Origin of the sequence: Halomonas sp. BLK-85 (assembly GCF_044792155.1) — a bacterium.
GTDB lineage: Bacteria > Pseudomonadota > Gammaproteobacteria > Pseudomonadales > Halomonadaceae > Vreelandella.
Genome location: NZ_CP087731.1, coordinates 2898574 through 2918735, shown reverse-complemented (window position 1 = coordinate 2918735; position 20162 = coordinate 2898574). Strand labels below are relative to the sequence as shown.

Sequence of the window (20162 nt, the reverse complement as noted above, 5' to 3'; positions counted from 1 at the left end):
CAAGGAAACAATGGCAACTGAGTTATAAAGAAGCCCCTTTTAAAAAGGGGCTATTGATAGCTGTTGTCTAAGAGCTGTTTTTAAGAACTGTTTTAAGCATTATTTTAAAAAACCTCTGCTGAGGGTTAGTAGGTTTTATAAGGCAGGAACTTGCCTGAAAGAACCACGTTGACGCGATCGCCTTTGGGGTCAGCTTCACGCTGAATATCCATGGAGAAATCAATAGCGCTCATAATACCGTCGCCGAACTCTTCGTGGATCAGTTCCTTTATAGTGGTGCCATAAACGCTGACCACCTCATACCAGCGGTAAATCAGAGGGTCGGTGGGTACCTCGGTAGGCAAGGAGCCCTTGTAAGGCACAATTTGAAGCCAGGCGATGGCTTCATCAGAAAGGTCAAAAATTTCCCCTACTTTCTGTGCCTGCACCTTGTCCAGCGTCATCTGGCCTAGGCAGGCGGCCGTTGTCCATTCCTTGCTCAATCCAACCTGTTTGGCGACGTCAGCCCATTGAATACCTTTGCTGACTTTCGCCGAAATGATCATGCCCGTTACTTGTTCACGATCCACTATCATAATGTCACCCCCTGGGTTCAGATGATGTTAGTCAGCGAGCGCTATATGGAAATTAACCGGGTTGCGCATTGTATTGGCAACCGGGGAATAGAAGTTTGCGTGCTCGACAATTTCGGCAAGCTGCTCACGCGGGGCATCGCCTTCTATCAGCACCTTGACGCGAATCTCTTGAAAGCCCATCAATGAAGGAATCATCTCGGCGCCTCCCGCGCCCCAGGCGGCAGGGTTGCCAATGTCGCCTTCCAGGAAAACTTCAAGTTTGGATAGCGTGACTTCCTTCCAGGTAGCGACGGCGGTAATACCGACGGCAAGGCATCCACCCAGTCCGGATAGCACGATTTCACCTGGCGCCGGGGCTGTATCTTGGCCAAATAAATGCAGCGGTTCATCCACCACAACCTGATGATGATTAACATGGCTAATGGTGCGGTACTGTCCTTCAGTGACGGTATGAACCTTGTTGGTGCCACGCATCTGCGGGTTCTGGCGGCCTTTTTCGGCAAAGCCCAGAAGACCATCACGGTCTATCGGGCGCAGGTGCTGTGTCACTGTTGCGTTATCGGAGATTGCGGTTGCCATTTTGATTTCCTGCCTTTGAAGAGCATAGCGATAAGCGTCAAGCGATGTTTATACCCAGCGCTTGTACCTATCGGCCTATTACTCGTTGGTGGTGAATTAACGATTAACTGAGTTTCGTTAAACACACTCTGCAAACTGCAAGCCAACTTTTTTTTATACTTTAAATACAAGCAGCTAGAGTGTTTTCGGTGTGTAAAAGGTGTGGCTGGCAGGAAAGTGCCAACTAAATTTGGACAGGATAAAGACGCTACACAGGTTTATATTGTCATCTTTGTGGACAATGTTGTTTTTGTCAGCAGCTCTTTGGCACCCGATAGGCAAGATACATTGCGTCATATTCTGCAGCCTTTCCAAAGCTGTATTTTGGTGCAATGCAAAACGAGTACCCGCCAGCGGCGCACCATAAAAAAGCAGGGTGACTCCTGAGTGGCTTGAAAGAAAGCTCTTTCTGGCATTTTTAGTGTTGACTAAATAATTGAATTAAATGGAAATTAACTCATTTAGGCGATTATGGCGCGCTCCTTGCTGGGGCTGTAGGACTTTGCAGGCATCCGTGTACTGGATGCATCATTTCAAGGCCCTGTGTTCAGGGCGAGGAGCTTTGCATGTCTTCACAGACCGTTTCTAACTCTCATCAACCTCTCTCTCACAGTGTTTCTGGCACATCTTGCTATTCAGGTGTCAAGCGCAAGCTTTCCATGACGTTGCTGGCGGCTGCGATTGGCGCAACGGGCACCCAGGCGTTTGCTCAGGATGATGATCCGATCAAGGTGGGTATCCTGCATTCGCTGTCCGGCACCATGGCGATCAGCGAAACGGTGCTCAAGGATACCGTTGAGATGCTGATCGAGCAGCAGAACGAAGCAGGCGGCCTGCTGGGTCGCGAGATCGAGCCGGTTGTCGTAGACCCCGCTTCCGATTGGCCGCTGTTTGCAGAAAAAGCCCGCGAGCTGCTCGAGCAGGAAGAGGTTGATGTCATCTTCGGCAACTGGACATCGGTATCACGTAAATCGGTATTGCCGGTAGTTGAAGAACTCAACGGCCTGCTGTTCTACCCGGTGCAGTACGAAGGCGAAGAGTCTTCTGAAAACGTCTTCTATACCGGCGCCGCTCCCAACCAGCAGGCAATCCCGGCGGTCAACTACCTGCATGACGAGGTGGGCGTAGAGCGCTGGGTGCTGGCCGGCACCGACTACGTTTATCCGCGCACCACTAACCGCATCCTCGAAGCCTACCTGCAGGAAGAGTTTGGCGTGTCAGACGAGGATATCATGGTCAACTACACGCCTTTCGGGCATTCCGATTGGCAGAACATCGTCTCGGAGATTGGCCGTTTCGGTAGCGAGGGCAAGAAAACCGCGGTGGTCTCCACCGTTAACGGCGATGCCAACGTGCCGTTCTACCGCGAGCTGAGTAACCAGGGTATCGACGCGGTGGACATTCCGGTAGTGGCCTTCTCCGTGGGCGAGCAGGAGCTGACCGGGATCGATGCCGAACCGCTGGTGGGTCACCTGGCGGCCTGGAACTACTTCATGAGTGTCGATACCGATGCCAACTATGACTTCATCGACGCCTGGCTCGATCACACCGGCGAAGATGATGCGGTAACCAACGACCCCATGGAGGCGCACTACATTGGCTTCAACATGTGGGTCGAAGCGGTCGAGAAAGCCGGCACCACTGATGTTGATGCGGTCAAGGATGCCATTATTGGTGTGAGTGTGCCCAACCTCTCCGGTGGTTATGCGGCGATGATGCCCAACCATCACATCACCAAACCGGTCATGATCGGCGAGATTCAGGACAACGGTCAGTTTGCGGTGGTCTGGGAAACACCGTCTACCGTGGCCGGCGATGCATGGTCGGACTACCTGCCGGGCTCGCGGGACCTGATCAGTGACTGGCGCAAGCCGATGGAATGCGGCAACTACAATGTGGCGGAAAACCGCTGCATGGGTAGCGAAGCCGAAGAGCAGGCCGAATAAACGCTTGCTGAGGACTGATAGGCCGGGGGCGGCGCAGACCGTCCCCTCGGTTCATTTCCACACCTGACTCATTCCCCTGTGCGCTGTCCGATAAGGGCCAGCGTGCAGGACACGCCACTCAAAGGACTCACCCATGAGGATTCCTTGCTACGTCGTTACGACAAGGATCGTCACCTGCCTGCTGATTAGCCTGCTAAGCTGGCTGCCGATGACGGGAGCCGCTCAGGAACCGGACGGTCAAGCATTACTCGAAGCATTGGATACGCGCTCATTCGACGATAAAGCCGCCGCGATTAATGCCATTATCCAAAGTGAACAGCCACGCGCCGATGTGTGGCTGCAGGCGATGCTGGACAGTGACCTGCAGCGCCTTAAGGATGATGGGCGCTTTGTGATCGCCCTGGAAACGGCGGGCCTGGACGTCACCATTGAAGATGCGCTGACCGGTGAGGCGATGGGCGAGGTGAGCCGACGCAACCTCGAGCGCCTGACGATCAACAACGCATTGCGCAGCCAGTTGCGATCGGCAATTTCGCTGGTCGAGCTTTATAACGGCGATCAGGATGCCCGTCTTGACGCCGCTGAAGGGTTGATTGGCGATGTTGAGGACGCCCAGGTCGCGCCGCTCACCAACCGCCTCGACGAAGAACCTTCAGCGGCTGTGCGCGAACGCTTGAACCAGGCGCTGGCGGTTTACCGCCTCAACCAGGGTGATGTAGACGCGATCGAGGTGCTGGCGGGCAGCCTGAACAGCCAGGTGCGCGTTGCGCTGAACCGTGCTACTCAATCGGATGACCCTCTGGTAGCCGATGCGGCCAGCGCTGCGATTGCCGACATCCAGCAAAACCTGAAAATCAATCGTGGCCTGGAAACCCTCTACTTCGGGCTGTCGTTAGGCTCGGTGCTGGTGCTGGCGGCCATCGGCCTGGCGATTACCTTCGGGGTGATGGGGGTGATCAATATGGCCCACGGCGAGCTGATCATGCTGGGGGCCTACACCACCTGGATGATGCAGCAGCTGCTGCCGGGTCAGCCCGGCATGGCGCTTATCCTGTCGATCCCTGCCGGTTTCATGGTGTCTGCCCTGGCGGGTATCGCCATTGAGCGCGGGGTGATCCAGTTCCTCAAGGGTCGCCCGCTGGAAACCCTCCTGGCTACCTTTGGCATCAGCCTGATTCTCCAGCAGCTGGTGCGCACCGTCATATCCCCGCAGAACCGTACCGTGATCACTCCGGAATGGATGAGCGGCTCTCTGGTGGTCAACGATGCGCTTTCGCTGACCCTTAACCGTCTTTATGTACTGGGCTTTGCCCTGGTGGTGTTTGCCGCCCTGATGCTGATCATGCGCCGCACCCGTCTGGGCCTTGAAGTGCGCGCCGTGACCCAGAACCGTGCCATGGCACGTTCCATGGGCATTCGCGCCACCCGCGTCGATATCATGACCTTCGCGCTGGGTTCGGGCGTGGCCGGGCTTGCTGGTGTGGCGCTTTCCCAGCTGACCAACGTCGGCCCCAATCTGGGCCAGAACTACATCATCGATTCCTTCATGGTGGTGGTGTTTGGCGGGGTCGGTAACCTGTGGGGCACCCTGGTGGCGGGTATGTCGCTGGGCGTGATTAACCAGGTCATCGAGCCTTGGGCGGGCGCGGTACTGGCCAAGATTATCGTGCTGGTATTCATCATCCTGTTTATTCAAAAGCGACCCAAGGGGCTCTTTCCCCAGAAGGGCCGCGCGGCGGAGGGCTAGGCAATGCAAGCGATGGATTCTGCACAGCGGTTCTGGCTGACCCGCCCGTTTTTTGAGCGCGCCACTCAGCTGTTTCTGGGGGTATTGCTGGCGGCCCTGACGCTGGTCACCGTGCTGCACGTCATGGTGCCCGAGGGGCACCCGCTTTACGTCAGCGCCTTTACCGTCAACCTGCTGGGCAAGTACTTGAGCTATGCGCTGCTGGCGGTGTCGGTGGATCTGGTATGGGGCTATCTGGGGATTCTCAGCCTCGGCCATGGAGCGTTCTTTGCCATCGGCGGCTATGCCATGGGCATGTACCTGATGCGCCAGATTGGCGATCGCGGCACCTATGGCGACCCCATCCTGCCGGATTTCATGGTGTTCCTCAGCTGGGACAGCCTGCCCTGGTACTGGCTGGGTTTTGACATGGCCTGGTTCGCGTTTCTGATGGTGCTGCTGGCGCCTGGCCTGTTGGCGCTGGTGTTCGGCTTTCTGGCTTTTCGTTCCCGGGTCACCGGGGTTTACCTGTCGATTATTACCCAGGCGCTGACCTTTGCGCTGATGCTGGCCTTCTTCCGCAACGAGATGGGCTTTGGCGGCAACAACGGCCTGACCGATTTCCGCGAGCTGCTGGGCTTTGACCTGCGCAGCGATGCCACCCGGCTGGGGCTGTTTATCGCCACCGGTATTGCTCTGGCGCTGGGTTATATCCTGTGCCGGGCGATTGTCACCAGCAAGCTGGGGCGGGTCAGTGTGGCCACCCGGGATGCCGAGGCACGCACGCGCTTTCTGGGCTATCGGGTCGAACGCTTCCAGCTGTTTGTGTTTGTGGTCTCCGCCATGCTGGCGGGCCTGGCCGGCGCACTCTATGTGCCGCAAGTGGGCATCATCAACCCCAGCGAGTTCTCGCCGATTTTCTCGATCGAGATTGTTCTCTGGGTCGCCCTGGGCGGGCGGGCCACTCTGTATGGCGCTGTGATAGGGGCGCTGCTGGTCAACTATGCCAAAACCGTCTTCACCGGCATTATGCCGGATGCCTGGCTGTTTGCGCTGGGGGCCATGTTTGTGCTGGTCACCGTCTTCCTGCCCAAAGGCGTGGCAGGGCTATTCCGCTATCTCAAGCGTAAGCAAGGTGACGACCACCCACCCAAGGAGGCCACCGCATGAGCTTTTTGCAATCGCTTACCACCCGGGACAGGGTGTTCGACTTCATGGCGCCTCAGGCGTCGCCGGTAGATGTCCGCCACGGGCCGATTCTGTATATGGAGGATGTCACCGTCAGCTTTGATGGCTTCAAGGCCATCAATAACCTCAACCTGACGATTGATGATGGCGAGTTACGCTGCATTATCGGCCCCAACGGGGCGGGCAAGACCACCATGATGGATATCATCACCGGCAAGACGCGCCCCAACCAGGGCAGCGTCTGGTTTGGTAGCCGCCATAATCTGCTGCAGATGAACGAGCCGGATATCGCCAGTCTGGGCATCGGCCGCAAATTCCAGAAGCCTACCGTGTTTGAGGCACTCAGCGTGTTTGAAAACCTGGAGCTGGCGATGTCTGCCGACAAGCGCATCCTGCCTACCCTGACAGCACGCCTGAGCGGCGAGATCAAGGACCGTATCGAGGAAGTATTGACCACCGTCGGGCTGATGGCGCTGCGCCATCGGCCCGCCGGAATTCTTTCCCACGGCCAGAAGCAATGGCTGGAAATCGGTATGCTGCTGATGCAGCGCCCGCGCCTGCTACTGGTGGATGAACCCGTGGCCGGGATGACCGAACAGGAAATGGAACGCACCGCCGAGCTGCTGACCCGCCTGGCCGGCCAGCAGTCGGTAGTGGTGGTTGAACACGATATGGGCTTTGTGCGCTCGATTGCCCGCCAGGTGACAGTGCTCCACCAGGGCAGTGTGCTGGCCGAGGGCAGCATGGACCAGGTATCCAATGACCCCAGGGTGGTCGAAGTGTATCTGGGCGTGGACGACGAGGAGGCGGCCTGATGCTGGCAATTGAACAACTCAACCAGTTTTACGGGGAAAGCCACACCCTCTGGGATCTGGATCTTGAAGTGCCCGCCGGGCAATGTACCTGCGTGATGGGACGTAACGGCGTGGGCAAGACCACCCTGATGAAGGCCATCATGGGAGAAGTGGCGGTCAAAAGCGGCCAGCTGCGTTACCAGGGGGAAAGCGGTGATATCGAGCTGACCAAAAAAGCCATTGAAGCGCGCTCGCGATTGGGCATTGGTTTTGTCCCCCAGGGGCGGCAGATATTCCCGCTGCTGACGGTGGAAGAAAATCTGCGCACCGGCCTTGCCGCACGCAGCGATGGCCAGAAGAAAATTCCCGAGCGCGTCTACGAGCTGTTCCCCGTGCTCAAGGAGATGAAGCACCGGCGTGGCGGTGATCTGTCCGGCGGTCAACAGCAACAGTTGGCGATTGGCCGCGCCCTGGTGATCGAACCGCGCCTGCTGATCCTTGATGAACCCGGAGAAGGCATTCAGCCCAACATCGTCGCCCAGATTGGTCAGGTGATCCGCCAGCTGATCGCAGAAGACGGCCTGACGGTGCTGTTGGTCGAGCAGAAGTTGCCCTTTGCACGCAAATACGCCGACCGCTTCGTGATCATGGATCGCGGTCGGCCGGTGGCCAAAGGCGATATTGGCGAGCTTTCCGACGAACTGATCAAGCAGCACCTGACGGTTTGACAAACACTCGGGGTCAGAATCGCGCATGTCACCAAGAGAGTGCACTGACAAAATTGCACTGCTCTTTTTTGGTGCGTAAATAAAGCTTTAACGTCCGGAAGGATGACTCTAACCTGTTGAAATAAATATAAAAAAGGTTTAACTGGGCGTTTTGGTACGGCGGTTGCACTGTTCTGGCCAGATTCTTTAGCGAATGGGACCTTTATGAGCATTGCGGCTGTTTCGGGTACGCCATCCTTGCCAACGTCCGGGCATCGTTTTGATAGCGAACGCCACTGGGCGGCGTCTCTGGCACTGCGCTTTGTTAACCGTGATGAGATCACCCGTTTGGTGCAGGCGCGCCATCAGGGGCCTTTACGGGTGCAGCGCGCCTTTTATCCGGAAGGGCGTACCCAGGCCTGCCATGTCTATGTTCTCCATCCGCCCGGGGGCCTTGTCAGTGGTGATGCCCTGACCATTCGCGCGGATATCGAACCCGGTGCCCATGCGCTGCTGACCACCCCCGCCGCCAACAAGCTTTACAAGGCCGACAGCCAGGGCGTTGCCTGGCACCAGCAGACAACGCTAAACGTTGAGGATGGCGGCATCCTTGAGTGGCTGCCTCAGGAAACCATCGCCTTTGATGGTTCCAAAGGCACCCAGCGCACCCATATTGCCCTGCAGGGCAGCGCCCGCTGCCTGGGCTGGGAAGTCATGGCACTGGGCCGCCCCGCCAGCCAGCTGCCCTATGCCTCCGGGCGCATTGAACAGCAGTTTCGTCTTACTCTGGATGGCAAGCCGCTATGGCTGGAGCGCCAGCCGCTGGACCCGCTTCACCCGCGCTTTCGCGGGCGCTGGGGGCAAGGCGGTGCGACGGTACAGGCCACCCTGTGGGCGGTGGGTGTCAATGATGCGAGTAGCGCGATTGATGAACTCAGAAGTACCTTGCCGGATAACCCGCGTTGGGCGGTCACCGTTCGCCACGATGTTCTGTTACTGCGCTACCTGGGGCGCTGCCGAAATGAAGCCTGGGCCTTGTGCGAACAGGCCTGGCAGCTGCTGCGCCCGCGTTGGGTAGCGCGCGACGCCCACACCCCCCGTATCTGGTTAACCTGACCCGATGGACTGCTGGAGACATGCCCGATGGAATTGACCCCACGCGATAAAGACAAGCTGCTGCTGTTCTCGGCCGCCCAGCTTGCCGAGCGCCGCCGTGCCCGTGGCCTCAAGCTTAACTACCCGGAAGCCGTGGCGCTGATCAGCTTTGAGATTATGGAAGGTGCCCGTGACGGCAGAAGTGTCGCTGACCTGATGAGCTACGGCCGTGAGATTCTCAGCCGTGACGATGTCATGGACGGCGTGGCTGAGATGGTGGATGAGGTCCAGGTGGAAGCCACTTTCCCGGATGGCACCAAGCTGGTCACCGTCCATACGCCGATTAGCTAATCATCAACCTTCAGGAGGAGCCGGCATGATTCCCGGAGAGTATCAGTTACAAGACGGTGACATTGAGCTGTGTGCAGGCCGCGAGCGCGTGGCGCTTGAGGTGGCCAACACCGGCGACCGGCCGATCCAAGTAGGGTCGCACTACCACTTTGCCGAGGCCAACCCGGCGCTGGTGTTTGAGCGCAGCAAGGCCCGTGGCCTGCGCCTGGATGTGGCGGCGGGTACCGCTATCCGCTTTGAACCCGGCCAGACCCGTGAAGTTACTCTGATTCCCTTTGTCGGCAAGCGGCATATTTATGGGTTTCGCGGTGAGATCATGGGCCCCCTGGACACAGAGGCTCAGCAAGGAGAAGGCCAATGAAGCCGGTCAACAAGATCAGCCGTCAGGCTTATGCCGATATGTATGGCCCCACCCTGGGTGATCGGGTACGCCTGGGCGATACCGAGCTGTGGATCGAGGTTGAGAAGGATGCTACCCACTACGGCGATGAAGTGAAATTTGGCGGCGGCAAGGTGATCCGCGATGGCATGGGACAAAGCCAGCAGCATAGCGAGGCTGTCATGGATACGGTCATCACCAATGCCTTGATTCTCGACTGGTGGGGCATCGTCAAGGCGGATGTCGGCATTCAGAAAGGTCGGATTGCAGCCATCGGCAAGGCCGGTAACCCGGATACCCAGCCGGATGTCGAGCTGATCATCGGCCCCGGTACGGAAGTCATCGCCGGAGAAGGCAAGATTCTCACTGCGGGTGGTATTGATGCGCATATCCACTTTATCTGCCCCCAGCAGGTAGAAGAAGCGTTGATGAGTGGCATTACCACCATGCTGGGCGGCGGCACCGGGCCGGCCACCGGCTCCAATGCCACCACCTGTACGCCGGGTGAATGGCATATCGGCAAGATGCTGCAGGCCGTGGATGAAATGCCGATGAATACCGGTTTTCTGGGCAAGGGCAACGCCAGCCTGCCGGAGGCGCTGGAAGCCCAGCTGGAAGCGGGTGCTATAGGCCTTAAACTGCACGAGGACTGGGGCACCACCCCGGCGTCGATTGATAACTGCCTGAGCGTGGCCGAGCGCTACGATGTGCAGATCGCCATCCATACCGATACCCTCAATGAATCGGGATTTGTGGAGGATACCCTGGCGGCTTTCAAGGAACGCTGCATTCACACCTACCACACCGAAGGTGCCGGTGGCGGCCATGCGCCGGATATCATCACCGCCTGCGCCAAGCCCTATGTGTTGCCGTCCTCCACTAATCCAACCCGGCCCTATACGGTCAATACCGTGGATGAACACCTCGACATGTTGATGGTGTGTCACCACCTTGACCCCAATATCCCCGAAGACGTGGCCTTTGCCGATTCGCGCATTCGCCGCGAAACCATTGCCGCCGAGGATATTCTCCATGATCTGGGGGTTATCTCGATGATTGCCTCGGATTCACAGGCCATGGGCCGGGTAGGGGAATCCATCTGCCGAACCTGGCAAACCGCCCACAAGATGAAGGTACAGCGTGGCCTCCTGCCGGAAGATGCAACCCGGGGCGCCGATAATTTCCGCGCCCGGCGTTATATCGCCAAGTACACCATCAACCAGGCGCTGACCCACGGGGTTGCCCATGAAGTTGGCTCGGTGGAAGTCGGCAAGCTGGCCGATCTGGTGCTGTGGAAGCCGGCCTTCTTTGGCACCAAGCCGGCGATGATTATCAAGGGTGGGATGATTGCCGCTGCCCCTATGGGCGACCCTAATGCCTCCATTCCCACGCCTCAGCCGGTGCACTACCGCTCTATGTTCGGTGCCTTTGGCCGCGCGGCCAGCAAGACGCGGCTGAGCTTTGTCAGCCAGGCCGCGCTGGATGCAGGCGTTAAAGAAAGGCTGGGGCTGGAAAGTTCCCTGGCCGCCTGCAGGAACGTGCGCCAGGTACGCAAGCAGGACATGAAACTCAACGATGCCTGCCCCGAACTCAGCGTCGACCCCCAGACCTATGAAGTCCGCTGTGACGGTGAGCTGCTGACCTGTGAGCCGGCCACGGAGCTGCCGTTGGCCCAGCGCTATCACCTGTTCTAGGCCGGTTTTATTCCACCCTGTTTTGTGCGAGGAGCCGCTATGTTGAAACTGATAGAACGCCTGGGGCCAATAGACGCCAGTGCTGCCAGCGATACCCTGACACTGCCGTTTGAGCTGCGTATTCGCGGTCGCCTGAAAGCGCAGAGCGACAGCGGCCAGCCGCTGGGGCTGTTTCTTGACCGTGGCCCGGTGCTGCGTGATGGCGAGGGCCTGAAGGCTGAGAGTGGTGAGGTCGTCAGGGTACATGCGGCCGTTGAGCCGGTGGTCACCGCCAGGGTCAGCAACGGCCTGCCGCTGGCCCGGCTGGCCTACCACCTGGGTAACCGTCATGTGCAGCTGGCCCTGGGGGAGGATGCTGAGGGTGGCTGGGTACGCTTTCCCCCGGACCACGTCCTGGAAGAGCTGGCGGCGTTGCTCGGCGCCCGGCTGGAACATCACGAGGCCACCTTCGATCCTGAGTCAGGCGCCTACCAGGGCATCGGCGGACATGCGCATCATCATGAGCACGGCCATGAGCACGAACACGTACACAGTCACTCCCATGAGCACCACCATGAACATGCTCACTGAACCGGGCGTGCCTGCCCACCAGGATGATCAGCTGGCGCTGCTTGGCCTGATGCAGCTGGTCAGCCCGGCGTTGCCGATTGGCGCCTTTGCGTTTTCTCAAGGGTTGGAAAGTGCCTTTGAACTTGGCTGGGTCGAGGACGAAACCAGCCTGGCCGAGTGGCTTTCCGGGGTGCTGGAAGATGGCCTGACCCGCTGCGAACTGCCGCTGATTGCGCGTTTGTTCAGTGCCTTTGAGCTGGGCGACCACGTTGCGGTTGCTGAATGGGACGACTGGCTGGCGGCGACGCGCGAAACGGCTGAGCTGGCAGCCGAAGACAGCCGTCTGGGGGCCTCTCTCAAACGCCTGTTGGGCAGCCTGGCATTGTTGCCGGATAACAATCTGCTACCTGATCAGGCGGGGTATGTCACCTGGTTTGCCTATACCGCCTACCTGCGTGGGGTGCCGGTACATCAGGCCCAGCTGGGGTTTGGCTGGGCCTGGCTGGAAAACCAGCTGGCCGTGGCCTGTAAGGCCCTGCCGCTGGGGCATACCGCCGCCCAGCGGGTGCTGGAAGCGTTGCGCCGTGAGCTGGTGGGCGCTGTGGATCAGGCCCAACCACTTGACGATGAAGACCTCGGCCCCGCCCTGCCCGGTGTGGCCCTGGCCAGTGCCCTGCACGAAACCCAGTATTCACGTTTATTCAGAAGCTAGACGTTTAACAAGCCGTTTCAAGAAGGAGAACATCATGACCCATTGTTTACGCGTTGGCGTCGGCGGCCCGGTTGGTTCGGGGAAGACCGCATTGCTCAAGCAGCTCTGCCTGGCGCTACGCGAATACTACGATATTGCCGTGGTCACCAATGATATCTACACCCGTGAAGACGCTGACTTTCTGCTCAAGCACGATGCCCTGCCAGCGGATCGTATTCTCGGGGTGGAAACCGGTGGCTGCCCGCATACTGCCATCCGTGAAGATGCCTCGATGAACCTGGCCGCGATTGATGACCTTCAGGCGCGTCACTCCAAGCTGGAGCTGGTGCTGGTGGAGTCCGGCGGCGATAACCTGTCGGCCACCTTCAGCCCTGAGCTTTCCGACCTGACCCTCTATGTGATCGACGTGTCTGCGGGTGACAAGATCCCCCGCAAGGGCGGGCCGGGTATCACCAAGTCAGACCTGTTGATTATCAACAAGATTGACATTGCCGAGCAGGTACATGCGTCTCTTGAGGTGATGGAGCGCGACTCGAAAAAGATGCGCGGCGAACGCCCCTTTGTGTTTACCAACCTCTATGACGGCGACGGGCTTGAAGAGATTATCCGCTTCATTCTCGATAAAGGCATGCTGGATGAGCGCCGCCCGTCAGCCGCCAGTGCTTGAAATCATGAATAACGTTCAGGAGAAAGAAAATGCTCATACCCCGCCAACATACCGTCACCACTCTGGTTAGCCTGGCAGGCTTTATGACGCTGCTAGTGATGAACAGCGCCCAGGCGCACCCAGGTCATGCACCGACGCAGGTACACAGTCATCTGGGTAGCCCGATGATGTGGTTGATGCTGGGCGTTGCCGCTCTGGGGCTCACCGCCGCTGTCCTGTTCGGGCGCAAGCTGTGGCGCCAGGGGCAGAATACCAGGGCAACACGGAAAAGCTGACAAGGTTGTTTGTTTTCGTTTGCTCAGTGAGCAAGGCGATCAGTTCAGCAGGGCTGCCAGCTCCTCGTGGGCAGCCTTCATCGAGGTTTGAAGAGCATGCAGCAGCGAGTCATCAGGCACATTGCCTGCTTCAAAAGCTTGCGTCATCTCTCTGGCCACGGCTTCAATACGCGTGGCTCCTACCGATCCCGCCGAGCCCTTAAGAGTGTGCACCTGGCGCGCCAGCAACTCATTGCTGCTCTGGCGCAGTTGCTCTGGTAATGGAGCAAACTCATCGTTAAGCTGCTCAAGAAACATGGCCAGCACCTCACGATAAAGTTCCTCATCGGCGTCGGCAAAGGCAAGCCCGGCGCGAGTATCAAATTCTTGCAGGGTGTCGAGTGTCATAAATGCTCTCTTCTCGCGACGTCTCTTTAAAAGGCATGCAAAGGCCAATAAACAGGTATATGTTAACTACAGTAATGACAAATATTAACAAAATATGCGTCAAAACAGTTTAGACTATTTGCAAATACTACCCCTATCCTTTCTTGCGTTAACAGTACCAAGGTAACCGTATGGCGCCAGTACCGACACTTCTCATCGTGGATGACGATCCCACTGTGCGCCTGTTGACATCGTCAGGCCTTAAAAAGCGCGGCTATCAGGTCATCCAGGCCATGGATGCGGAGCAGGCGATGTTGTTGATGCAAGATAAAAACCCGGATCTCGCTCTGGTCGATGTCAGTATGCCCGGGCGCAACGGCTTTGAATTTGTTCAGGCGGTACGCAATGGCGAGGCCGGTAACGCCAACCGTGAGCGGCCGCTGCTGATGCTCACCGGTTCCGATGATGTTCAATCGATTGATCAGGCTTTTACCTCGGGAGCGACCGACTTTATTACCAAGCCGATCAACCTGCCGCTGCTGGTGGAGCGGGTGAAGTATGCCTTGCGCGGGGCCGAGCGCGAAAAGGCTCTGCGCGAGGCGCAGATTGAGCAGGCCAGTGCCTGCAAGCTGGCGAGCCTGGGGTTCTGGCAGCTGAACTTCAGCAATGACGCGCTGACGTGGTCTGAGGATGCAACTGAGGTGTTGAACTGCGCCACCTTGCCGAAAAGTCGCCAGGCATTGCTGAAGCTGCTGAATGCTAGCGATGGCTTGCGTCTTGATACCGCACTGAAAGTCGCCCGCGAGGGTCAGGATGGCCTGAACCTTGAGATCACCCTGTATCTGGGCCATTCCGAACGTATTGTTCGCCTGCAAAGTGACCCTAAAACCCAGGAAGGCCAACTGATCGGTGCCTTTCAGGATGTGACTGCTTTGCGGGCGTTTGAGGATAAGGCGCTCTACCTTGCCGAATATGATGAGCTGACCGATTTACCCAAGCGTCGGCTGTTCCTGAATCTGCTGGATGAGAAACTGACGGATCGAAAGCCTACGGTCTGGTCAATTGGCGTGATTGATATCAGCCGTCTGCACCGGATTAATGATGCACTGGGTATCGAAGCCGGCGATCAGGTGCTGGCCATGTTTGCCAAGCGCCTCAAAAACATCGTGGGCCATGAGGCTTTGATGTGCCGTCTGGAGGCAGATACTTTTGCCGTGGCGATTCCCCATACTGATAGCGAACAGATGCGGGCGTATTATCAGCATTGGCTGCAGCCGCTGGCTCGCGCTCATCACGTGAAAAGTGAAGAGGTCTTCGTTGATTTTACCGCGGGTGTAAGCCTGTATCCCCAGGATGGTAGTAACAGCGATGAGCTGCTGCGAACGGCCCTGTTGGCCCAGCGGTTTTGCCGCGATCACGCAGGCAACCAGAAAGTCATGTTCTATCGGGATGTTGCATCCTCTGAGGAAAATCATGCGCTAAGCCTGGAGAATGACCTGCGTAAGGCGTTGGAAAATCAGGAGTTTTTTCTGGTTTATCAGCCGAAACAACAGCTTTCCACCAGCCGCTTTATCGGCGTTGAAGCGCTGCTGCGCTGGCGTCATCCTACCCGCGGGGTGGTGTTGCCAGGTGAGTTCATTCCCTTGCTGGAGGAAAGCGGCCTGATTATTGATGTGGGCGATTGGGTTGCCGAGGAGGCCTGTCGGCAGCTGGCCCAGTGGCAGGCTGAAGGCATTGAGGTTGGCATGGCCATCAATATCTCGGCGCGCCAGTTTGAGCAGTTCGGGCTTGCCTCGCGCCTTTCCAGGCATGTCGCCCAGTATGCTATTCAGCCCCGGCAGCTGGAATTGGAAATCACTGAAAGCACGGCCATGATTAATCCGGAAGCAACGCTTTTGACCTTGTATGAACTCAGGAAATTGGGCTTCAAGCTTGCCATTGATGATTTTGGCACCGGCCACTCTTCCTACGTTTACCTGCTGCGCTTCCCAATGGATACGCTGAAGATTGACCGTAGCTTTATTATTGATATCGCTGACGCTCGCCTGAATCGGGCCATTGTGCGTTCGCTGACGGCGCTTAGCCAGGGCCTGGGGATCAAAACAGTTGCCGAAGGCGTGGAAACCCAGCGCCAGCGTGACTACCTGGATGCACTTGATGTGGATGACATTCAGGGGTTCCTGCTGGCTAGGCCCATGGAGCCACAAGCCTGTCTGGCCTTCCTGCAAGCGCATGCCAGGGCCATGGTGGTCAACTGATACCATACCATCCGAGTATGTGAACCAGCGTCTACGTTTGATTGACTAATTGACAGACAGTGACTCACAAAATGCACTAGACACCACCATCCTGACCCTTGGTCTGCTAACAGGAAATCACCATGCAATTACAATTTGATTCCAGTGGATCCGTGGAGGGGTTTGCGACATCACTGCAGACGTTGGCAGCCAGAGTCGACGTCGCCGCCATACTGGTATTGGCCTGTGATGAAAACGGCTGGCAGCCAGATGACGTCGACCCACTGTTGAAAGCATCGGAAGTGCCGGTTTTCGGAGGCATCTTTCCACAGATTGCTTATCAGGGCGGCAACCATGTCAAAGGGACGTTGTTGGTAGGGCTTGCGTCGGCGCCTGAAACAGGCGTGATTGAAGGGCTTAGCGATGCGGATGCCGAGTATGAACAAGCGCTGCTGCCTCTGGCCGAGCGTTGGTCTGAAACCTGTGGAGGGCAGACTTACCTGGTGATCGTTGATGGCCTGGCATCGCGAATCAGCGCCCTGATTGAAAGCCTGTTTTACACTTTTGGACTGGAACACAACTTTATTGGCGGTGGTGCGGGGTCGCTGAGCTTTGAAAAACGCCCCTGCGTGATAACGCCACAAGGCCTGAAAAAAGATGCCGCGCTGGTTGCGCTTCTGCCGGTTCCCAGCAGCATTGGTGTGACTCACGGTTGGGAGCCGGTCAGTGAGGCATTTACCGTCACGTCCAGCGAGCGCAATGTCGTAAAGAGTATCGACTGGGAGCCTGCTGCGGCTTTTTATACGAGAATGATTCACGCTCACAGCGGCCAGGACCTCAGCATTGATGACTTCTTCTCGGTGGCCAAATCCTACCCGTTGGGTATTTCCCGCCTTGGCGCTGAAATGGTCGTACGCGACCCCTTGATGATGAACGAAAAGGGTGAATTGACCTGTGTAGGGGAAGTGCCGGAAGGCTGTATGGTCAGGCTGCTCAACGGTAATCCGGATACCCTGATTGCGGCGGCAACCCATGCCCGCGAACAGGCCCTGGCCGCTTATCAGGGGTCAACGCTGGCGTCTACTGACTGGCTGCTGATTGACTGTATTTCGCGCGTCCTATACCTGGGCGACGACATGACCAAGGAACTGCAAGCCGTCGCGCAGGGTGAGGCGGTATTTGGTGCTTTCACACTGGGTGAAATCGCCAACAGCGGCAATGATTACCTTGATTTCTATAATAAGACAATAGTAGTGGGCTTGCTGGGTTGATCATTCCTTCAAAGGTGGCGTCAGCACGCCTCGCCAGTGGCCCTGTTCAACAGGCATGGTCTCGATCATTGAGCAGTAACAGGTTGGAAACGGCGTGAACAAGCTGGCAGAAACCGAGCTATTGTACGAAATTTCCTTGTCGATCGGGCAAGGGTTGAAGCTTGGACCAATGTTGAGCCAAAGCGTTGGTACCATGCTGCGCTCGCTGAACTGCGTCAGTGCCTGTGTGCTGCAGTTCACCACGTCTCCATCACCAGCGTCAGGAAACCGCTCGGTGTCGGGCACGACTGAACAGGAGTGGTTGAACTGGGATTATGTGCTATGCATCCCCCGTACGCTCAACAAGGACCCAGAACACCAGGCGTTCATTGCCAGCCTGCAGCTGCCTGAAAACCGTCAGCAGCTTGCTAGCTTTTCAGACAGCCTACCCATGCGGATCGCTGACCTGAGCGGGGAGGGCGAGCGCTATGTGTTTTCGCTGCCGGAATTTGGTGTGCTGAAGCTGTATCGCAAAGGTGAAGGATTCTCGCACAGCTTGCTGATGTCGCTTGCCAAGCTGATGGAAAAACTCGCGGTTGCCGCCCGTGCCTGCCTGTATGAAAGCGAGCTGCAACATCAGATTGAGCAAGCCAGAGCCGCCAATACGGCCAAGAGCCAATTTCTGGCCAACATGAGCCATGAAATCCGCACGCCGATGAATGGCGTGATGGGCATGCTGGAGCTGGTGCTGGAAACGCCCCTGGAACAAGATCAGCAGGAATATCTCAACCTGGCTCGGGTCAGCGCCGAGCATCTGCTGGAAATCATCAACCTTTTGCTGGATATTTCCAAAATTGAAGCCAACAAGCTGGATCTGAATCTTGAGAGCACCGATCTTTATCACTACCTGGGGCAAGTGATCAAGACACAGGCACCCAAAGCCATGGTCAAGAACGTCAAGCTTTTCTATCACCTGGATGACGCCTTGCCGCGCTATGTCTGGGTAGACCCGGTGCGCCTTCAGCAGGTGCTCAATAATCTGTTGGGGAATGCGCTCAAGTTTACTGACAAGGGGCACGTTCGTCTGGATGTACAGCCGACATCCCCGGCGCCGACACACACTCCTGATCAGCCTGTCTGGTTGACCTTCAGCGTCACAGATACTGGAATTGGCATTCCTGAAGGGCAGGTCGACAGGATCTTTGACGCGTTTGAACAGGTTGACAGCAATGCCAATCGGCGCTTTGAGGGCACCGGCCTGGGGCTAGCCATTACCCGCCAGTTGGTGGAACTTATGGGCGGCAGGATTGCTGTCACCAGTCATCCAGGCCAGGGAACCTGTGTGACCTTTGAGGCGCCCCTGACGTTGTCGCAGCCACCCGTCAAAGCCATGCAGGCATCCTTTGATGCTCAGCGCCACCGGGTCCTGTTTGTGGAGGATGAGCCGGTGGACCGCGATGTCTTCAGTGCCATGATGAAGACGCTCGGTGTGGCATTCGAGCTTTGCAGCAGCGGCCAGGAAGCCTTGTTCCGCCTGCGCCATGCGCATAATGAAGGCCGCTCTTTCAGCCTGGTACTGTTGGATGTGGATATGCCGGGAGTGAGTGGCTATGACCTGGCCGCCCAGCTGCTGGAAGAAGCGCTTGTCCCACCATCGTCGCTGTATTTGGCAACGTCATCAGCGCTGGCGGGAGATGCTCAGCGCTGCACTGAGCTGGGTATACCGGGGTATCTTAGCAAGCCGCTGACCCTTGAAGGCCTGCAGCAGATATTGTCCGAGAGTGATGATGCCCAGACCGGTTCAGGGTTCCCCAAAGTGAAAGGGGGGAATGACCGTGAAACACAGGCGCCCCTGGATGTTCTGCTGGTGGAAGATAACCGTATCAACCAGAAGCTGACCATCAAACTGCTGGATAAGCTCAACGCAAAGTGCGAGCTGGCCGCGAATGGCCAGGAGGGGGTGGCAAAGGCTTGCCAGCGTCGCTTCGATATTATTTTGATGGATATCATGATGCCGGTGATGGATGGCGTGGAGGCAACACAAGCCATTCGCGAGTTTGAACGCCGGCATGATTTACCGCAGACGCCGGTCATTGCCCTGACGGCTAACGCCATGAAGGGAGATCAGGAACGTTATCTTGCCCACGGGATGCAAGGCTACGTCACCAAACCGATTGATTTCCAGCGTCTTAAAGGTGAAGTCCTGCGGGTCTTGCGGGCTGAATCGTGAACGTGGCCACGGCCGGCTTCTGACGCGAGTATGCCCTAGCACCGACAAAGCCGGCTTAATCCAATGCCATTAACCCTTACCGGGCTCATAGAGGATGAGGGTGCAAGACGTTGCAATAATTTGCATTTCACGTCCCGGAATTGCGTAATGCAATGGGAGCTAACTGTAAGTTAATGTTGCAAATTGATTTAATCACTGTCTTTTTTAATGCTGTCATCTGCTACTGCTAAGTGTTAAAAACAATTTAAAAAGCTTGTCAAATGAGGAAATCGTTATGTCTATGGTACGGCCTTTCCAGCGCATGGCGCTTTGTATGTTATGTAGCGCTGCCGTCTGGGCAGCCATGGTATCAACCAGTAGTGCATTGGAGCCCCCCACGGGTGAGGTGATTCTTACCGTTAGTGGTGATATCGGCGTTACCAATCAGGATGACCAGGCCGTCTTTGACCATGCGATGTTTTCTGAGCTGGGTATGCATACCACGGTCACGGCAACCCCCTGGCATGACCAGACCATGACATTCAGCGGCCCGCTGGCAAGGTCAGTGCTTGAAGCCGTTGATGCTCAAGGAGATGAGGTGATTGCGATTGCCTTGAATGATTACGAAGCCGAAATACCGGTAGCGGATTTCTACGAGCATGATGTGATCCTCGCCACGCATGCCAACGGTGAGCCGATGAGCGTACGCGAACAAGGTCCGGTCTTTGTCATTTATCCTTTTGACAGTGACGCTGACCTGCACAAGGAAACCATCTATTCGCGCTCTGTCTGGCAAGTCAATCGATTGCTGGTACCCTGAGCCG

At 57.1% G+C, this 20162-nt stretch carries 20 protein-coding genes; 17 read left to right on the top strand and 3 right to left on the bottom strand.

What is annotated here, in order from left to right:
- Positions 1 to 125: 125 nt before the first annotated feature.
- Positions 126 to 575, bottom strand: a complete 450-nt coding sequence (gene cynS / locus LL947_RS13320) for a cyanase (protein ID WP_499833456.1) — start codon at positions 573 to 575, stop codon at positions 126 to 128.
- A gap of 27 nt (positions 576 to 602) precedes the next feature.
- Complete coding sequence (locus LL947_RS13315) at positions 603 to 1154, bottom strand: OsmC family protein (RefSeq protein WP_499833455.1); 552 nt, start codon at positions 1152 to 1154, stop codon at positions 603 to 605.
- Positions 1155 to 1852: 698 nt separating this feature from the next.
- Between LL947_RS13315 and urtA the strand changes: the two genes are divergently transcribed.
- The 13 genes from urtA (at position 1853) to LL947_RS13250 (ending at position 13276) form a co-directional block, all read left to right on the top strand.
- Positions 1853 to 3139, top strand: coding sequence for an urea ABC transporter substrate-binding protein (gene urtA / locus LL947_RS13310; RefSeq protein ID WP_499834433.1), 1287 nt, complete (start codon positions 1853 to 1855; stop codon positions 3137 to 3139).
- 133 nt (positions 3140 to 3272) lie between these two features.
- Positions 3273 to 4886 carry an urea ABC transporter permease subunit UrtB gene (gene urtB, locus LL947_RS13305; protein ID WP_499833454.1) on the top strand — a complete coding sequence of 538 codons (1614 nt, stop codon included), beginning with the start codon at positions 3273 to 3275 and terminating at the stop codon, positions 4884 to 4886.
- A gap of 12 nt (positions 4887 to 4898) precedes the next feature.
- Entirely contained in the window at positions 4899 to 6035 is a 1137-nt protein-coding gene (urtC, locus tag LL947_RS13300; RefSeq protein WP_290822437.1) for an urea ABC transporter permease subunit UrtC, read from the top strand.
- A complete protein-coding gene (gene urtD / locus LL947_RS13295; RefSeq protein WP_499833453.1) occupies positions 6032 to 6868 on the top strand; it encodes an urea ABC transporter ATP-binding protein UrtD in 837 nt (278 codons plus the stop codon). The genes urtC and urtD overlap by 4 nt, the downstream gene beginning before the upstream one ends.
- Complete coding sequence (gene urtE / locus LL947_RS13290) at positions 6868 to 7575, top strand: urea ABC transporter ATP-binding subunit UrtE (protein ID WP_290822393.1); 708 nt, start codon at positions 6868 to 6870, stop codon at positions 7573 to 7575. Before urtD ends, urtE begins: the two co-directional genes overlap by 1 nt.
- 204 nt (positions 7576 to 7779) lie before the next feature.
- Positions 7780 to 8670, top strand: coding sequence for an urease accessory protein UreD (locus LL947_RS13285; protein WP_499833452.1), 891 nt, complete (start codon positions 7780 to 7782; stop codon positions 8668 to 8670).
- A gap of 27 nt (positions 8671 to 8697) precedes the next feature.
- On the top strand, positions 8698 to 9000 hold the full coding sequence (locus tag LL947_RS13280; RefSeq protein WP_290822389.1) for an urease subunit gamma: 303 nt from the start codon (positions 8698 to 8700) through the stop codon (positions 8998 to 9000).
- A gap of 25 nt (positions 9001 to 9025) precedes the next feature.
- Positions 9026 to 9361 carry an urease subunit beta gene (locus LL947_RS13275; protein ID WP_499833451.1) on the top strand — a complete coding sequence of 112 codons (336 nt, stop codon included), beginning with the start codon at positions 9026 to 9028 and terminating at the stop codon, positions 9359 to 9361.
- Entirely contained in the window at positions 9358 to 11073 is a 1716-nt protein-coding gene (ureC, locus tag LL947_RS13270) for an urease subunit alpha (RefSeq protein ID WP_499833450.1), read from the top strand. The genes LL947_RS13275 and ureC overlap by 4 nt, the downstream gene beginning before the upstream one ends.
- Positions 11074 to 11112: 39 nt before the next feature.
- A complete protein-coding gene (gene ureE / locus LL947_RS13265) occupies positions 11113 to 11643 on the top strand; it encodes an urease accessory protein UreE (protein ID WP_290822383.1) in 531 nt (176 codons plus the stop codon).
- Positions 11633 to 12334, top strand: a complete 702-nt coding sequence (locus tag LL947_RS13260; RefSeq protein WP_499834432.1) for an urease accessory protein UreF — start codon at positions 11633 to 11635, stop codon at positions 12332 to 12334. Before ureE ends, LL947_RS13260 begins: the two co-directional genes overlap by 11 nt.
- A gap of 34 nt (positions 12335 to 12368) precedes the next feature.
- Entirely contained in the window at positions 12369 to 13001 is a 633-nt protein-coding gene (gene ureG / locus LL947_RS13255; protein ID WP_499833449.1) for an urease accessory protein UreG, read from the top strand.
- Positions 13002 to 13030: 29 nt separating this feature from the next.
- A complete protein-coding gene (locus LL947_RS13250) occupies positions 13031 to 13276 on the top strand; it encodes a hypothetical protein (protein WP_290822379.1) in 246 nt (81 codons plus the stop codon).
- Positions 13277 to 13315: 39 nt separating this feature from the next.
- Here LL947_RS13250 and LL947_RS13245 read toward each other — a convergent pair whose 3' ends face one another.
- A complete protein-coding gene (locus LL947_RS13245) occupies positions 13316 to 13663 on the bottom strand; it encodes an Hpt domain-containing protein (protein ID WP_499833448.1) in 348 nt (115 codons plus the stop codon).
- 170 nt (positions 13664 to 13833) lie between these two features.
- On the opposite strand from LL947_RS13245, the gene LL947_RS13240 reads away from it, so the two are divergent.
- The 4 genes from LL947_RS13240 (at position 13834) to LL947_RS13225 (ending at position 20158) form a co-directional block, all read left to right on the top strand.
- Positions 13834 to 15900, top strand: coding sequence for a two-component system response regulator (locus tag LL947_RS13240; RefSeq protein ID WP_499833447.1), 2067 nt, complete (start codon positions 13834 to 13836; stop codon positions 15898 to 15900).
- Positions 15901 to 16022: 122 nt separating this feature from the next.
- Positions 16023 to 17150, top strand: a complete 1128-nt coding sequence (locus LL947_RS13235) for an FIST signal transduction protein (RefSeq protein WP_499833446.1) — start codon at positions 16023 to 16025, stop codon at positions 17148 to 17150.
- A 193-nt stretch (positions 17151 to 17343) separates the two neighbouring features.
- Positions 17344 to 19359 carry a response regulator gene (locus tag LL947_RS13230; RefSeq protein ID WP_499833445.1) on the top strand — a complete coding sequence of 672 codons (2016 nt, stop codon included), beginning with the start codon at positions 17344 to 17346 and terminating at the stop codon, positions 19357 to 19359.
- Positions 19360 to 19633: 274 nt separating this feature from the next.
- Complete coding sequence (locus LL947_RS13225) at positions 19634 to 20158, top strand: putative pterin-binding protein (RefSeq protein WP_290821435.1); 525 nt, start codon at positions 19634 to 19636, stop codon at positions 20156 to 20158.
- Positions 20159 to 20162 lie beyond the last annotated feature (4 nt).

What these genes read in the sequence shown, in the direction of transcription:
- LL947_RS13285 (WP_499833452.1), top strand. Translation starts at nt 7,780, where the DNA reads ATGAGCATTGCGGCTGTTTCGGGTACGCCATCCTTGCCAACGTCCGGG.
- urtD (WP_499833453.1), top strand. Translation starts at nt 6,032, where the DNA reads ATGAGCTTTTTGCAATCGCTTACCACCCGGGACAGGGTGTTCGACTTC.
- LL947_RS13315 (WP_499833455.1), bottom strand. Translation starts at nt 1,154, where the DNA reads ATGGCAACCGCAATCTCCGATAACGCAACAGTGACACAGCACCTGCGC.
- urtC (WP_290822437.1), top strand. Translation starts at nt 4,899, where the DNA reads ATGGATTCTGCACAGCGGTTCTGGCTGACCCGCCCGTTTTTTGAGCGC.
- LL947_RS13230 (WP_499833445.1), top strand. Translation starts at nt 17,344, where the DNA reads ATGCTGCGCTCGCTGAACTGCGTCAGTGCCTGTGTGCTGCAGTTCACC.
- LL947_RS13250 (WP_290822379.1), top strand. Translation starts at nt 13,031, where the DNA reads ATGCTCATACCCCGCCAACATACCGTCACCACTCTGGTTAGCCTGGCA.
- ureG (WP_499833449.1), top strand. Translation starts at nt 12,369, where the DNA reads ATGACCCATTGTTTACGCGTTGGCGTCGGCGGCCCGGTTGGTTCGGGG.
- cynS (WP_499833456.1), bottom strand. Translation starts at nt 575, where the DNA reads ATGATAGTGGATCGTGAACAAGTAACGGGCATGATCATTTCGGCGAAA.
- ureC (WP_499833450.1), top strand. Translation starts at nt 9,358, where the DNA reads ATGAAGCCGGTCAACAAGATCAGCCGTCAGGCTTATGCCGATATGTAT.
- LL947_RS13240 (WP_499833447.1), top strand. Translation starts at nt 13,834, where the DNA reads ATGGCGCCAGTACCGACACTTCTCATCGTGGATGACGATCCCACTGTG.
- urtA (WP_499834433.1), top strand. Translation starts at nt 1,853, where the DNA reads ATGACGTTGCTGGCGGCTGCGATTGGCGCAACGGGCACCCAGGCGTTT.
- LL947_RS13275 (WP_499833451.1), top strand. Translation starts at nt 9,026, where the DNA reads ATGATTCCCGGAGAGTATCAGTTACAAGACGGTGACATTGAGCTGTGT.
- urtB (WP_499833454.1), top strand. Translation starts at nt 3,273, where the DNA reads ATGAGGATTCCTTGCTACGTCGTTACGACAAGGATCGTCACCTGCCTG.
- urtE (WP_290822393.1), top strand. Translation starts at nt 6,868, where the DNA reads ATGCTGGCAATTGAACAACTCAACCAGTTTTACGGGGAAAGCCACACC.
- LL947_RS13245 (WP_499833448.1), bottom strand. Translation starts at nt 13,663, where the DNA reads ATGACACTCGACACCCTGCAAGAATTTGATACTCGCGCCGGGCTTGCC.
- LL947_RS13260 (WP_499834432.1), top strand. Translation starts at nt 11,633, where the DNA reads ATGCTCACTGAACCGGGCGTGCCTGCCCACCAGGATGATCAGCTGGCG.
- LL947_RS13280 (WP_290822389.1), top strand. Translation starts at nt 8,698, where the DNA reads ATGGAATTGACCCCACGCGATAAAGACAAGCTGCTGCTGTTCTCGGCC.
- LL947_RS13235 (WP_499833446.1), top strand. Translation starts at nt 16,023, where the DNA reads ATGCAATTACAATTTGATTCCAGTGGATCCGTGGAGGGGTTTGCGACA.
- LL947_RS13225 (WP_290821435.1), top strand. Translation starts at nt 19,634, where the DNA reads ATGTCTATGGTACGGCCTTTCCAGCGCATGGCGCTTTGTATGTTATGT.
- ureE (WP_290822383.1), top strand. Translation starts at nt 11,113, where the DNA reads ATGTTGAAACTGATAGAACGCCTGGGGCCAATAGACGCCAGTGCTGCC.